Source organism: Paracoccus sp. KR1-242 (assembly GCF_049446195.1).
Classification (GTDB): Bacteria; Pseudomonadota; Alphaproteobacteria; order Rhodobacterales; family Rhodobacteraceae; genus Paracoccus; species Paracoccus broussonetiae.
Map to the genome: position 1 here is coordinate 103,837 of NZ_JBMSED010000001.1, position 14,339 is coordinate 118,175.

Sequence of the window (14,339 nt, forward strand, 5' to 3'; positions counted from 1 at the left end):
CGGGGCTTGAAAATTTAGCCGACTTTCATTAGCTAGCTAACATTATCATTAGCAAGCTAACGTGTCCTCATGGCAGATCGCCCGCTTACCCTTTTCGATGAGCTACTGACGCTGACCCGCACGGTCCGGCAGGGGTTCGAACTGCGCGTGCGCCAGCTTGGTCTGACCTATGCCAGGGCGCGCCTGCTGACGACGATCGGTCGAAATCCGGGGGCGAGCCAGGCCGAACTGGCCGCTGCGCTGGAAATCGAGACGCCGACGCTGAAACGCCTGCTGGACGCGGTCGAGGCACAGGGCCTGGCCGAGCGCCGCCCGCTGCCTGAAGACGGGCGCAAGCACGCTGTGCACCTGACCGACACCTGCCGCATCGATCCGTTGCTGCGGTTCCGCGACGAGGTCGATGCCGCGCTGGTCGACGGTATCACGGCCGAGGATCTGGAGGCCGCGCGCCGCGTGCTGACGCGGATGACCTCGAATGCGGAAAGGTTGCGCCGGGAATGAGCGACGCGGCATCCCCAACGTCGCAGGGGGCCGAGCAGGCCCCGACCCCGGCCGCCCCCCAGCCGCCGGTTTTCCAGCCGATGCCCTTGCCGCGCGCATTGGGATACATGTCGGCCTCGATCGTGATCGCGCTGACGCAGGGCATGGCGCAGGGCTTTGTCAGCACCAACATTCCCCAGATCGCAGGGGATCTTGGCGCCACGACCACCCAGGCAAGCTGGCTTATGGCGGCCTTCCTGATCCCGCGCGCCTCGATGCCGCTTTTGCTGATCAAGCTGCGCGCGCAATACGGCCTGCGCCGCTTTGCCGAAGTCGCGATCGTCATCTACGTTGTCGTGGCGCTGCTGTCCTTTGCGGCGCTTGACCTGCGTTCGGCCATTACCACGCAGTTTTTCGCGGGCATGGCCTCGGCCCCGCTGTCGACGCTGGCCTTTCTTTACGCGCTGGAACCTCTGCCCCCGGCCTGGAAGATGCGGCTGGGTCTGCCCGTCTCGCTCAGCATGATCGCGGTCGGGCCGCATCTGGCGCGGGTGATCTCGCCCGCGCTGATGAACGACCAGGGCTGGGGCGCGCTGCACCTGATGACGCTGGGCATGGCGGGGATCTCGCTGGCGCTGGTCTATCTGCTGCCGCTGAAGTCGCCGCCCCGCGTCAAGGCCATTGCGCCGCTTGACCTGGTCAGCTGGCTGCTGATCGCCTGCGGCTTTGGTGGGCTTATCACCGGCTTCGTCATGGGCCCCACGCTGTGGTGGACCGAGGCCCCGTGGCTGGGCAAGGTCGTGGCCGCATCGGTCGTGTGCCTGACCCTGGCGGTGGTGATCGAATTGCATCGCAAGGCGCCGCTTCTGGATATCCGCTGGCTGGCAAGCCCCGCAATGCTGCACCTGACCGTGACGCTGCTGGTCTTTCGCCTGATCCTGTCCGAGCAAAGCGCGGGCGCGCCGCGCATGTTCCAGATGCTCAGCATTACGCAAAGCCAGCTAGTGCCGTTGTTCGCCGTGATCTCGGTCGCGACGGTGCTGGGCGGACTGGCGCTGATTCCCTGGCTGAAGCCCGAGCGCGTGCCGGTCATCCACCTGATCGCGCTGGTGCTGATCGCGGCGGGGGCCTTTCTCGACAGCCGCTCGACCCTTGACACAAGGCCGGTCCAGATGATGTTCAGCCAGGGTCTGATCGCGTTCGCCGGATCGCTTTTCATGGCGCCCGCGATGATGCGCGGGCTGATGGCGGCGTTGGCGCGGGGTCCGAACTATCTGCTGTCCTTCGTCATCGTGTTCCTGTCGACGCAAAGCATCGGCGGGGCGGCGGGGTCGGGGATGTTCACGACCTTCATCAACCACGGCCAGGCGCTGCACCTGCAGGTCCTGCGTGAAGAGCTGATGACCGTCGATCCGCTCGTCGCGCGTGAACTGGCGGCCCGCGTCGCCCAGCTTGCCCCGCAGATCGCCGACCCTGCCCAAAGCCGTGCGCAGGCCGCCGCGCTGATCGCGCAGGAGGCGTCGAACCTGGCCTATGTCCTGGCCTATAACGATGCCTATTTCCTGACCTTCCTGGCCGCGATTGCCGCGGCGTCGGCGCTGGTCCTGCACATGGGCCGCGATTGGCTGGCGGCGCATTGGCCGCGCGGCCGCAACCCTTCCCCCTCTGCCGAGTCCCTGCAATGACCAAGACGCATATCCTTCCCACCGTGATCGCCATCCTTGTCGGAATCGCCGGCCTGTTGATCGTGCTGTTCGCCTGGCACCTGCCACCGTTCAGCTCGACCCATCCCCGGACCGAGAACGCCTATGTCCGCGGCCGCATGACCACGCTTGCCCCGCAACTGTCGGGCTATGTCGCCGCGGTCGAGGTGCAGGACTTTCAGCAGGTGACCAAGGGCCAGGTCATCGCCCGCATCGACGACCGCCAGTATCGCCAGAAGCTGGCCCAGGCCGAGACCTCGCTTCAGGGCGCGCAGGCGAGCTTGCAGATCCAAGAGCAGACCGTCCATTCCGCCGAGGCCCGCGTCAAATCGGCCGAAGCAGCGTCGAAATCAGCCGAGGCGCAGCGTGACAATGCCCAGCTTGGCTGGCAGCGCGCCAGCCAGCTGCGCCAGCGCGGCGCGACCGCTCAAAGCGCGGCCGAGGAAAGCGAACTGGCCCTGCGTCAGGCCGAGGCGCAGGTCGTGCAGGCCGAAAGTGCCATCGATGTCGCGCGCGAGGATCTGAACGGCGCCCGGGTCGGGATTGCCGCCAGCAAGGCCGACATCGCCTCGGCCGAGGCGGCGGTGGAACTTGCACGCATCGACCTGTCCAATACCGAAATCCGCGCCCCCTCGGACGGGCGGCTTGGTCAGGTCGGCGTGCGCGAGGGCCAATATGTCACCGCCGGGACCGCATTGGTCAGCCATGTCGGTCCCGATGTCTGGATCATCGCGAACTTCAAGGAAACCCAGCTTCACGGGATGCGGCTTGGCGACCGCGCGGTCTTTACCGTTGACGCGATGCAGCACCGGGAATTCACCGGCCGGATCGAGTCCTTCTCGCCCGCCACGGCGTCCGAGTTCAGCCTGCTTTCGGCCAGCAACGCGACTGGCAACTTCACTAAGGTGGCGCAGCGCCTGCCCGTGCGCATCTCGATCGACCCAGGGCAAGAGTTGGCCGGTTATCTTGCGCCTGGCCTATCGGTTGTCGTGACCGTCGATCAGGGCACGGGCGAGGGCGCGACCGAAGACGCGACCACGCAACCTGCCAAGGGATCGCCAGTCGTCGCGGCAGAGTGATACGGCCCGATTCCCGTCAGCAGCTTGTGCGCCGGCACCCCTTTCAGCCGCGCCAGTGAAAAAGGCCGAGGCTTGATGCCCCGGCCTTTTTTCCGCGCCCGCTTCCCGAAACTCAGACCTCGGGGACCAGAACCTCGCGCTTGCCGACGTGGTTCGCGGCGCTGACGACGCCCTGATCCTCCATCTGTTCGACCAGACGAGCGGCCTTGTTGTAGCCGATCGCCAGTTTCCGCTGGATATAGCTCGTCGAGCATTTGCGATCCTTGGCCACGATCGCGACCGCCAGGTCGTAAAGCTCGGCGTCGCCACCCTCTCCGGTGGAAAGCCCCAGCACCTGGTCGATGCTGTCCGCGCGTTCCTCGTCCGGCCCCTCGACGACGCCCGACATATAGGTCGGCGGGCCGAAGCTCTTCAGGTGATTGACGATCTCCTCGACCTCCTCGTCGCTGACGAAGGGACCGTGGACGCGGGTGATCTTGGACCCGCCCGCCATGTAAAGCATGTCGCCCATGCCCAGAAGCTGTTCGGCACCCTGTTCGCCCAGGATGGTGCGGCTGTCGATCTTCGACGTCACCTGGAAGCTGATCCGGGTCGGGAAGTTCGCCTTGATCGTGCCGGTAATGACATCGACCGAGGGGCGCTGCGTGGCCATGATGATATGGATGCCCGAGGCCCGCGCCATCTGTGCAAGCCGCTGGATGCAGGCCTCGATCTCTTTCCCCGCGACCATCATCAGGTCGGCCATCTCGTCGACGATGACGACGATATAGGGGAAGGTTTCGGGCTGGAACTCCTCGGTCTCGAAGATCGGCTCGCCAGTATCCTCGTCGAAGCCGGTCTGGACGGTGCGCTTGAACATCTCGTCCTTGGCCAGCGCCTCGCGGACGCGGCCGTTATAGCCCTCGATGTTGCGGACGCCCATCTTGGACATCTTGCGATAGCGCTCCTCCATCTCGCCCACCACCCATTTCAGGGCGACGACCGCCTTCTTGGGATCGGTGACAACGGGGGAAAGCAGATGGGGAATGCCGTCATAGACCGACAGTTCCAGCATCTTCGGGTCGATCATGATCAGCCGGCATTCCTCGGGCGTCAGCTTGTAAAGCAGGCTGAGGATCATGGTGTTGATCGCGACGGACTTGCCTGAACCGGTGGTCCCCGCGATCAGCAGGTGCGGCATCTTCGCCAGGTTCGCGACGACCGGGCCGCCACCGATGTCCTTGCCAAGCGCCAGCGGCAAGGGCTGGGTGCCGTCGGCATAGGCGGGGGCGGCCAGGATTTCGCGCAGGACGACCTTTTCGCGGCGGGCATTCGGCAATTCGATCCCGATGACCGAGCGGCCCGGCACGGTCGAGACACGTGCCGACAGCGCCGACATCGACCGCGCGATGTCGTCGGCCAGCCCGATCACCCGGCTGGCCTTCAGCCCCGGCGCGGGTTCCAGTTCGTAAAGCGTAACGACGGGACCGGGCCGGACATCCGTGATCTGGCCCTTGACGCCGTAATCGTCCAGCACCGCCTCAAGCATCCGGGCGTTTTCCATCAGCGCCTCGGGCGGCAGTTGATGGCGGTCCGAGGTCGAGGGCGCGGTCAGAAGCGACAGCGGCGGACGTTCGTAATGGCCGAAGGATTCGGCCGCCGCACCGCGCCCCGACCCCGACACGGGGGCCGGAATGCGCGGCGCGACGTGAACCTGCCGGGCCGCGACCGCGGGGCCGCGGCCGGCGGGCAGGTCGTCCTCATCCTCGTCATCCTCGTCGGCAAATTCGGGTTCGATCCGGGGGGCGGCACGGCCCCCGGTCAGCTTGGCGGTCACCGCCGACAGGACCGAGCCCTTGTCGCCCGGGCGATCCGTGCGGTGATGGATGGCCTGGTTGATCCGGGCCGAGATCTCGACATCCGAGGGGCCCTCGTCATCCTCGTCGTAATGCGTCTCGGGTTCGACCAGTTCGGGCTGGGGAGAGAAGGCTTCCCCCGGTCTGGGGGCGGTCGGCACATAGCGGCGGGGCGTCGCGCTGCCCGGTGCGTGGATGCGCGGCTCGGGCAGGGCGGCAGAGCCGGCACGGGCGACGCGTTCGCGTCGCGCATCGGCCCGCGTCTTCAACTCGCGCGCCGCGCCCGAGGACATGCGCGCGCTTTTGTCGACCGCATGCAGCAGCATCAGCCGCGCCGTCGCCAGCCCGCGGCGCAGGAAGCCGCCGATCGCCGAAAGCTCGACCCGGTCGAAGCCCAGAACGAAGGACAGGAAGGCCAGCGCACCGGCGGCGGTCAGCAGCGCCAGGACCTTGATCGCAATCGAGGCCTTGATCGGCATGATGGACAGCATCGCGCCCATCAGCATGTCGCCCAGATGCCCGCCCAGCCCGAAGCTTTGCGTCCAACCCGGAGGCGGTGTCATCGAGGTCGCGTAGATCGAGACAAGGACCATCGCGATGGGCAGGAAGATGCCCCGCATGATCCGTTCCTCGCCCCGGTGCAGCATCAGGCGCAGGCCCCAGACCGCCCCGCCGATCACCAGCACCCAGCTGCCGTGGCCGGTTATCATGTAAAGCGCCGAGGCGACATAGGCGCCGATCCGGCCCAGGTAGTTCTGGGCCGGCTGGTCGGTCGCCGACATGAAGCTGGGGTCTTCGGGGGCATAGCTGGCCAGCATCATCGCGATCAGGACCCCCAGAACCACCAGGCTGGCGCCCAGCACCTCCTTGCCGCGCCGTTCCAGCGCGGCCTGGGTGGACTGATCGAACAGCGGATCGCGGTGTTTGGCTTGCCAGCTCGCCATGCTTTAGCCCCCTTCGTACAAGCAGTTCTTCAGGCGGATCAGCGCCGCCTCGGTCGGTCCGGCCGGATCGACCAGGGCGACCCGGATATAGTCCCGCCCTGGATTTCCCTGGGCGGTGTCGCGCGACAGATAGGCCCCGGGCAGGACCTGGATGCCCGCTTCGGACCACAGCTTTTTCGCCGCATCCTCGCCGGTGCCCAGATGTGCAGGCACGCGCAGCCACAGGAAGAAGCCGCCCTGGGGCGAACGATAACCGGGCGTATTCCCCAGGATCCGGTCGGCCACGGCGTATTTCTGGTGATAAAGCGCGCGGTTTTCGTCCACATGTGCCTCGTCCGCCCAAGCGGCGGCGCTGACGCGCTGCGCGGGCAGGGACAGGGGCGCGCCGGAATAGCTGCGCAGCCGGCGCAGTTGCGCGATCTGCGCCTTGCCCCCCGCCGCGAAGCCAGAGCGCAGCCCGGGCAGGTTCGAGCGTTTCGAAAGCGAATTGAACATCACCACCCGATCGGCCAGCCCCATGCGGGTCGCAACCGCAAGCGCGCCGGGAGGCGGGGCATCGCGCCAGATCTCGGAATAGCATTCGTCCGAAAAGATCAGGAAATCATGGCGATCGGCCAGAGCGATCAGCTCTTCCAGATAGGCTTCGGGGGCGACCGATCCCTGCGGGTTCGCGGGCGAACACAGATAGGCGATGGCCACCCGGTCCAGCAATTCGGGCGCAAGTTCCGAGAAGCGGGGCAGGAAGCCCGATTCCTCGGTCGCGGGCACGAAGACCGGCTCGGCACCGACGGCTGCGGCGGCGACCGCATAGACCTGATAGAACGGGTTCGGGATCAGGATCGCCGGCCGCCCGCCAGCCTTGGTTTCGGGGCAAAGCGCCAGTGCGGCGTTGAACAGCCCCTCTCGCGTGCCGTTGAGCGAGGTGATGCGCGCGGGCTCGACCTCGATCCCATGGCGGCGCCCGATCCAGCCCGAGATCGCGGCCAGCAATTCCGGGGTGCCCTCGTTCGGGGGGTATTTCCCGAACTCGGCGATGCTTTCCGCCATGATGCGACCGGTGAATTCGGGAACCGCGTGGCGCGGCTCTCCGATGGTCATCACGACGGGATCTGCCGCGGGGGAAATGCCCGCAAGCAGCGTCCGCAGGCGCGGGAACGCATATTCCGGCAGGTTCGAGAACCGCTCGGGTATTGCCATGACTGCCTCTCAATCGGGGTCGTGCCGCCCCGTTTCCGGGAAGGATACCGGCAAACCCCCTTTGCGTCCAGAGTTTCGGGCCGCAGCCCATTGGTATCGCGGGATTGTCCCGCGGATTCAGGGGCTAGCGCAGTGCGGCTTCGGCCGTGGCGGCGGCGACCAGAAGCGCCAGGTCCTGGCCCGCCTGACCCATCATCATCAGGCCGCAGCCGGGATGCCCGGTCGGCAGGCTGATGGCGGGCAGGCCCAGAAGATTCGCGATCCGGGTATTGCGCAGGGTCAGCAGGTTCTCGGTCGCGAAATAGTCGGCATCGTTCAAAAGCCGCTGGGCGTCCGGGGGCAGGATCGGAGAGGTTGGCAGGATCACCGCGTCGTGGCCCGCGACCAGCCGTGCCCAGTCGGCGCGCAGGCGATTCAGCTTTTCCCAGCCGGCGATGTAATCCGCCGCCCCAACCTCGCGTCCACCCCGGAACCGCTCGAGGATGGCCGGATACATCAGTTCGGGCGCGTCCTCGATCTGGTCACGCCAGATGCCATAGGCCTCGGGAGCAAACAGGATCGGGGCCAGCGCCATCGCCTCGGCCACGCAGGGCAGGTCGGCATGGGTGATGCGGACATTCGCCTCCGACAGGCGGCGGACCGCATCCTCGAAGGCCGCGACGGGCGCGTCGCGCGCGGCGTCAAACGGGACCCCGTCCAGCACCATCAGCCGCAGCGGACGGTTCGCGGCATCCCCAAGGTCGGGGGCCGGGGCGCCGCGCAGCACCGCGAACAATTCGGCGCAATCCTCGACCGTGCGGGCGATGGGGCCGGCGATGTCAAAGCGACGGCACAGCGGCAAAAGCCCGGCATCGGGCAGCGCCCCGTGGGTGGGTTTGAAGCCGACCAGCCCGTTCCAGGCGGCAGGAACACGGATCGAGCCGCCGGTATCCGACCCGATCGCGGCCGCGGCCAGTCCCAGCGCGACCGAGACCGCGGCGCCAGAGCTCGACCCGCCGGGTGCCAGCGCCGGGTCGATGCTGTTCGGAGGGGTCCGGGTCATCGGGTTCAGGCCCAGCCCCGAAAATGCCAGTTCGGTCAGGTGGGTCTTGCCCAGACAGACCAGACCCTGAAGCGTCGCGCGGGACAGGATTTCGGCATCCTGTTCGGGCGTGCGGCCAGCCAGCAGGCGCGATCCACCCTCGGTCGGGATGCCGGCGCTGTCGATATTGTCCTTCCAACTGATCGCGACCCCGTCCAGCAGCCCGCGCCGCAGCCCGGCGCGCGCGCGGTCATGCGCCGCGATCGACTCGGCCCGCGCCCGGTCGTGGGTAAGACGGGCATAGATGTGACCGCCATAGGGATGGCGCGAGGCGGCCTCGATATAGGCCTCGGTCTGTTCGGCGGGGCTGATCAGCCCGGCCAGAATCGCCCGCCCCTGTTCCGCGGCCGATGCCTTGAGCCAGTCCATCCCGGATTCCTTCCTGTTTCGTCTTGGGGCACAGGCTAATCACCCGACCCCGTCGCCGCAATGGCGTGCGACGGCGAAGCGCATGGACATTGATGCCCGGGGCAGCATAGTGCTGGCCCATGGACAAGGAATTCGACATCGTGATCGCCGGCGGCGGCCTGAATGGGCCGACGCTGGCGCTGGCACTTGCGGATGCGGGCATGAGGGTCGCGGTCGTCGATGACCGCCCCGCCACGGCCCGCGCTGGCGACAGTTTCGACGGACGTGCCTATGCGCTGGCGCTTGCGTCGCAGCGGCTGCTTGCGGCGCTGGGATTGTGGTCCGGGTTGTCCGGGCAGGCCCAACCGATCCTGAAGGTCGAGGCGACGCAGGGCGACGCGGGCGAAGGAGCGGGGCCGTTTGGCCTGCATTTCGACAGCGCCGAGATCGAGGAAGGCCGCCTTGGCTTTATGCTTGAGGACCGCTTCCTGTATCGCGCCCTGCTTGAGGCGATGCGGGACCGCGTGACCCATCTGCCGGGGTTGTCGGTGACAGGTCAGATGCCGGGCCCGACGGGGGTCGAGGTTGCGCTGTCCGATGGCCGCAGCCTGTCGGCGCGGGTGCTGGTCGGGGCCGACGGGCGGCGCTCAGGCGTGGCGGCGCGGGCCGGGATCCGGCGCATTGGTCATGATTATGGTCAGATCGCACTGGTCGCTGCCGTGGATCACGACCTGCCGCATCAGGGCACCGCGCATCAGTTCTTCATGCCGGGCGGGCCGCTGGCGATCCTGCCATTGCCTGGCAACCGCAGCTCGATCGTCTGGTCCGAGCCGCGGGACGAGGCGCAGGCGATCCTTCAGCTGGATGACGAGGCCTTCCTGCAGGTGCTGCGCCCGCGATTTGGCGACTTCCTGGGCGAGATCCGCCTTGCCGGGCCGCGATTCTCGTACCCCCTGAACCTGACGCTGGCCGAAAGCTATGTCGCGCCGCGGGTCGCGCTGGTGGGGGATGCGGCGCATGGCGTCCATCCCGTCGCGGGGCAGGGGCTGAACCTGGGACTGCGAGACGTGGCCGCCCTTGCCGAAGTTCTGATCCTGGCCCGCCGCCGGGGCGAGGATATCGGGACCTCCCCGGTTCTTGCCCGCTATCAGGAATGGCGGCGACCGGACGCGACCTTCCTTGCGCTTGGAATGGACAGTGTGAACGCGCTGTTTTCCAACGGTAATCCGCTTCTGCGGGCGGCTCGGGAACTGGGTATGGGACTGGTCGACGCGCTGCCGCCACTTCGGCGCGGCTTCATGCGTCAGGCCGCGGGGCTAAGACTGGACCCGATGCCGCGGCTGCTGACCGGCCAGCGGCCCTGATCCGGGCCAAGCGAGGAACGGTCACGGTGTTGCGAGCGTTGGTTCCTGCACATCCAAGCGAACGTGAATGTGCAAGCAACCGCAGACCGGATACATTCGCCGCATGAACATCAGATCGCTCGCCCTTGCACCCGTCCTCGCTTTGGCCCTGGCCTTTCCGGCCCTGGCTGACAAGATCCCGTTGAACGACATCTCGCGCTACCTGAACGGTCTGAGGACCGCGCAGGCCGAGTTCACGCAGGTGAACGCCGACGGCACCATCTCGACCGGGGTGCTTTACATCCATCGTCCGAACCGGGTGCGCTTCGAATACAAGGGCAACAAGTCGCTGGTCCTGGCCTCGGCGGGGCAGGTTGCGGTCTATGACGGCAAGACGCGCGGCGGCCCGCAGCAATATCCGCTGTCGAAGACGCCCCTGTCGCTGATCCTGGCACCGAACATCAACCTTGGGCAGGCCAAGATGGTGACGGGCTATGCCGAGAAGAAGAACACGACCGTGGTGACGGCGCAGGATCCGCAGCATCCCGAATACGGCAATATCCAGATGGTCTTTACCGCGAACCCGACCCAGTTGCGGCAATGGGTGGTGACGGATGACGCCGGCAAACGGACGACCGTGATCCTGGGCGACATGAAGACGGGGGTGTCTATTCCGCCTTCGAAATTCGCGATCCGTTGATTCCGCGCGCGACCGGCGTGCCTGTCACCTGCGACAGGACGCCAGTTGCAGGCGGTAAAGTTCGGACCGTGCGCTGACCTTGCCGGCGACGTCCATCAGCCAGCCCTTGCTGCGATGCGAGCCATTGGCAAAGCCCGAGCGGCCTTCGTGATAGGCAAGATATTGCGAGGCCGCGTCCTGTTTTGAAATTCCCAGGATGCGGGTGGAATCGTTCATGTACCAGCCCATGAAGTCGGTGGCGTCGGCGATGTCGTCGCGCTGGGCGCGGCGGTTTCCGGTTTCCTGCCGATAATCGTCCCAGGTCCCATCCAGCGCCTGACTGTAGCCATAGGCCGAGCTTTGGCGCCCCATCGGGATGATCCCCAGCGCATAGCGGTGCGGGGTGCGGGCGTCGCCGATGAATTTCGACTCTTGGTGGATGACAGCCATCTGCACGTTGACCGGGACGCCCCAGCGCCGTTCGGTCGCCTTCATCGCGCGCATATAGGTCGGGCGTTCGGCCGCGATCGCGCAGGCATTTTCCAGATTCCGGGGCGCCTTGTAACTCCCGCCGCCGCCGCAAGAGGCCACCAGCCCGACTATGGCGAGCTTCAGAAACCTGTTCATACTGCCCCTCATGCTCTTTTTTGGGCGAAGCATAGGAGAGTTGGCCCCTGCTGCGCAAATGACAAAGGCACGATTTCATTCTAGCTGGGCAGAATGGACACGGATTTGATGATGGCAAAGCAGCTGTTTCCTGCTTTCAGATCAAGGCTTTGAATGGATCTTGGCGTGACTTGCGCAAGCATCCGCTCATCCCCCACCCGCAATTGCACCAGCCCGTCGCGGATCGCGACAACCGTCGCGGGCAGCACGTTCAATGCCGAAAGCCCGACCGGCGGGTCACGGGACAGGATCACCTCATGCGCCAGAACGCGCAGGCGCAGCACCTCGCCGGGGCGGGCGGTCCCGCCTTGCAGCAGCATCGGCCCCGAACCCGTGGAGACGCGCAGCATTCCGTCCTGCTCGACCGCCTCGACCCGGGCGCGGATCAGGGCGCCGGCTTCGCGCGAGCCAAGAGCGGGGGCAAGTTCCGGATCGGCAAGGATGTCGCTCAGCGTGCCGGAATGGGTGACGCGACCGCGTTCCATCAGCACGACCGTGGTGGCAAGGCGCACGATTTCGGGGACGGAATGGCTGACATACAGGATCGGCAGGCGGACCTCGTCGCGCAGGCGTTCCAGCCAGGGCATGATCTCGGCCTTGCGGGCATCGTCCAGTGCGGCAAGCGGTTCGTCCATTACCAGAAGATCGGGGTCCGACAGCAGGGCACGGCCGATCGCGGTGCGCTGCTTTTCCCCGCCCGACAGGCTGTGGGGATGGCGTGCCAGCAGCGGACCCAGCGCCAGCATCGCGGTGATACGGTCGAAATCGCGTGCCGCGCCCCGACGCCAGCGCGAGGGATAGCGCAGGTTTGCCTCGACCGTCATGTGGGGAAACAGGCGGGCATCCTGGAAGACGCAGCCGATCCGCCTTGCCTGCGGGGGCAGGTGGGTGCGCCCGTCCAGAAGCACGCGGCCCGACAGCTGCACGCGCCCCGAGGCGGGGCGCATCAGCCCGGTGATGACGTTGATTGTAGTGCTTTTGCCGCAACCCGAGGGGCCGAACAACGCCGTCACCCCCTCTGGCGCGTCGAAGGCGACGTCGAGATCCAGGCCGGGGAACGGGTGGCGGAAGGAAACGGACAGCGTCATCTGTGCCGCGCGGCCCTGCGGGCAAGGGCTTCGGACAGGAAGACGGCGGCCATTGCGATCACGATCGAGACCAGCACCAGCCGCATCGCCGGGCCTTCGCCTCCCGGCGTTTCCAGAAAGGCATAGATGGCCGACGGCAGGGTCTGCGTCTGGCCGGGAATGTTGGATACAAAGGTGATGGTGGCCCCGAACTCTCCCATCGCCTTTGCGAACCCCAGGGTTGCGCCAGCCAGCAGGGCGGGACCGATCAGGGGTAGCGTCACGGTGAAAAAGATCCAGAATCGCGGCGCGCCCAGGGTTGCAGCGGCCTGTTCAAGCCGGGGATCGACAGCCTCGAACCCCAGCCGGATCGCGCGGACGGTCAGGGGAAAGCTCATGATCGCGGCGGCAAGCGCGGCACCGGTCCAGCGGAACGCAAAGACGATGCCCAGCGGTTGCAGTAGCGATCCGACCGGACCCTTCGTCCCGAAGGTGATAAGAAGAAGGTAGCCGGTCACGACCGGCGGCAGGATCAGCGGCAGGTGGACGATGCCGCTGATCAATCCGTGGCCCGGAAAGCTGCGCCGGGCCAAAAGCCATGCGACCGCGATCGCAAAGGGCAGGCTGGCCAGCGTGGCGACCAGCGAGACCCGCAGGGACAGGGTAACGGCCTGCCATTCCTGCGGGCCAAGCCAGTCGGAAACACTCATGGCAGGACGGTGAATCCTTGCCCCTCGAAGACCGATTTGGCCGGATCCTGCTTCAGGCCTTGCAGGAAGGCCGCGGCCTGGGGCGTGTCGGCGGTCTTGGTGACAGCGCCCGGATAGATGATCGCGTCATGGCTGTCGGCAGGGAAGGTACCGACGACGCCGACGCCGGGTTCGGCCACCGCGTCAGAGCCATAGACGATGCCCAGCGGCGCCTCGCCGGTGGCGACCAGCTGCAGCGCGGCGCGCACGTTGTCTGCCTGGGCGACCTGCGGTTCCACCTTGCTCCACAATCCAAGCTTTTCCAGCGATTGCTTGCCATATTGCCCGGCGGGGACCGAGTTGACCAGCGCCATCGCCAGCTTGCCGTCCTTCAGCAGGTCAGGCAGCGTCGTGACGTCGGCCGCGGCGGGCTTGCCTGTGCCGACGAGGACCAGCGTGTTGCCCAGAAGGTCGGTCCGGGTCGCCGGGTCGATGTCGCCCGACTTCGCCACTTCGTCCATCCAGTCGGTCGAGGCCGAGATGAAGATATCCGCCGGTGCCCCCGCCTGGATCTGCTGGGCCACCTTCGAGCTGCCCGCGTAGGAGATGACGACCTTGTCGTCATGTCCCTTCATCCACTCGGCCGCGATCTCGTCCAGCGCGGTCTTGAGGCTGGCGGCGGCGAAGATGGTGATCTCGTCGGCATGGGCGGCGGGGGCCTGTGCCACGGGCAGCAGGGCGATGACGGCGGCAGTAAGCCAAGGCAGGCGCATCGTTAAGGATCCTCCGTTATGTCCCGGCAGACATAACCCTCGGCGTGGCGGGGCATCAAGCGTTATTTCTGTTCGGATATATCGCCTTCAAGCGCCATGCGCAGGGTTGCGATCTGCGGGGCGTCGCGCAGCATCGCCTCAAGCGCGCGATAATCGGCCAGTACGCTCTGCCCCAGTTCCGTGACGCTTGCCCCGCCGCCCTTGGCGCCCCCGCGGCTGCTGTCGACCAGCGGCGCGTGGAAATGGCCGTTCATATCCTCGACCAGCGCCCAGGCGCGGCGATAGCTCATCCCAAGGCGTCGGCCCGCGGCCGAGATCGAGCCTTCTTCGGCAATGGCCTGAAGCAGGTCGGCCTTGCCGCGACCAAAGGTCAGGCCCTTGTTGAAGTGCAGGCGAAGGCTCAGGCGAGGGTCGTTTTCCATGCCCCCATTCTTCGCAAGTAACGCGGCGTAGGC

13 protein-coding genes are annotated in these 14,339 nt (G+C 66.6%); 5 read left to right on the forward strand and 8 right to left on the reverse strand.

Annotation, left to right across the window (positions count from 1 at the left end; translation table 11 throughout):
• The first annotated feature begins 69 nt into the window (after positions 1-69).
• From ACO2Q4_RS00475 to ACO2Q4_RS00485, 3 genes are read left to right on the forward strand one after another with little or no spacing between them, the layout of a single operon-like run.
• Complete coding sequence (locus ACO2Q4_RS00475) at positions 70-501, forward strand: MarR family winged helix-turn-helix transcriptional regulator (protein WP_395134591.1); 432 nt, start codon at positions 70-72, stop codon at positions 499-501.
• Positions 498-2,165, forward strand: coding sequence for an MFS transporter (locus ACO2Q4_RS00480; RefSeq protein ID WP_423316548.1), 1,668 nt, complete (start codon positions 498-500; stop codon positions 2,163-2,165). Before ACO2Q4_RS00475 ends, ACO2Q4_RS00480 begins: the two co-directional genes overlap by 4 nt.
• The gene (locus ACO2Q4_RS00485; protein ID WP_423316550.1) at positions 2,162-3,262 is read left to right on the forward strand and encodes an HlyD family secretion protein; all 1,101 of its coding nucleotides are present in this window, start codon (positions 2,162-2,164) and stop codon (positions 3,260-3,262) included. The genes ACO2Q4_RS00480 and ACO2Q4_RS00485 overlap by 4 nt, the downstream gene beginning before the upstream one ends.
• A gap of 112 nt (positions 3,263-3,374) precedes the next feature.
• Here ACO2Q4_RS00485 and ACO2Q4_RS00490 read toward each other — a convergent pair whose 3' ends face one another.
• From ACO2Q4_RS00490 to ACO2Q4_RS00500, 3 genes are all read right to left on the reverse strand, one after another.
• On the reverse strand, positions 3,375-6,041 hold the full coding sequence (locus ACO2Q4_RS00490) for a DNA translocase FtsK (protein ID WP_423316552.1): 2,667 nt from the start codon (positions 6,039-6,041) through the stop codon (positions 3,375-3,377).
• Between the two features lie 3 nt (positions 6,042-6,044).
• Positions 6,045-7,238: an aminotransferase class I/II-fold pyridoxal phosphate-dependent enzyme gene (locus ACO2Q4_RS00495; protein WP_423316554.1), complete on the reverse strand. Its 1,194-nt coding sequence runs from the start codon at positions 7,236-7,238 to the stop codon at positions 6,045-6,047.
• Between the two features lie 124 nt (positions 7,239-7,362).
• Entirely contained in the window at positions 7,363-8,688 is a 1,326-nt protein-coding gene (locus ACO2Q4_RS00500; protein WP_311760216.1) for an amidase, read from the reverse strand.
• Positions 8,689-8,807: 119 nt separating this feature from the next.
• Here ACO2Q4_RS00500 and ACO2Q4_RS00505 point away from each other — a divergent pair, with 119 nt between their 5' ends.
• Together ACO2Q4_RS00505 and ACO2Q4_RS00510 are read left to right on the forward strand one after the other, a co-directional pair.
• Complete coding sequence (locus ACO2Q4_RS00505) at positions 8,808-10,031, forward strand: UbiH/UbiF/VisC/COQ6 family ubiquinone biosynthesis hydroxylase (protein ID WP_423316557.1); 1,224 nt, start codon at positions 8,808-8,810, stop codon at positions 10,029-10,031.
• Positions 10,032-10,134: 103 nt separating this feature from the next.
• Entirely contained in the window at positions 10,135-10,710 is a 576-nt protein-coding gene (locus ACO2Q4_RS00510; RefSeq protein WP_423316559.1) for a LolA family protein, read from the forward strand.
• 24 nt (positions 10,711-10,734) lie between these two features.
• Here ACO2Q4_RS00510 and ACO2Q4_RS00515 read toward each other — a convergent pair whose 3' ends face one another.
• The 5 genes from ACO2Q4_RS00515 to ACO2Q4_RS00535 all read right to left on the reverse strand — a co-directional run bounded on the left by ACO2Q4_RS00515 (position 10,735) and on the right by ACO2Q4_RS00535 (position 14,306).
• The gene (locus ACO2Q4_RS00515) at positions 10,735-11,316 is read right to left on the reverse strand and encodes a lytic transglycosylase (RefSeq protein ID WP_311760219.1); all 582 of its coding nucleotides are present in this window, start codon (positions 11,314-11,316) and stop codon (positions 10,735-10,737) included.
• An 80-nt stretch (positions 11,317-11,396) separates the two neighbouring features.
• The gene (modC, locus tag ACO2Q4_RS00520) at positions 11,397-12,443 is read right to left on the reverse strand and encodes a molybdenum ABC transporter ATP-binding protein (protein WP_423316561.1); all 1,047 of its coding nucleotides are present in this window, start codon (positions 12,441-12,443) and stop codon (positions 11,397-11,399) included.
• Entirely contained in the window at positions 12,440-13,132 is a 693-nt protein-coding gene (gene modB / locus ACO2Q4_RS00525; RefSeq protein ID WP_423316563.1) for a molybdate ABC transporter permease subunit, read from the reverse strand. Before modB ends, modC begins: the two co-directional genes overlap by 4 nt.
• Positions 13,129-13,884: a molybdate ABC transporter substrate-binding protein gene (modA, locus tag ACO2Q4_RS00530; RefSeq protein WP_423316565.1), complete on the reverse strand. Its 756-nt coding sequence runs from the start codon at positions 13,882-13,884 to the stop codon at positions 13,129-13,131. The genes modB and modA overlap by 4 nt, the downstream gene beginning before the upstream one ends.
• Positions 13,885-13,946: 62 nt before the next feature.
• Entirely contained in the window at positions 13,947-14,306 is a 360-nt protein-coding gene (locus tag ACO2Q4_RS00535) for a winged helix-turn-helix domain-containing protein (RefSeq protein WP_311760223.1), read from the reverse strand.
• Positions 14,307-14,339: the final 33 nt, after the last annotated feature.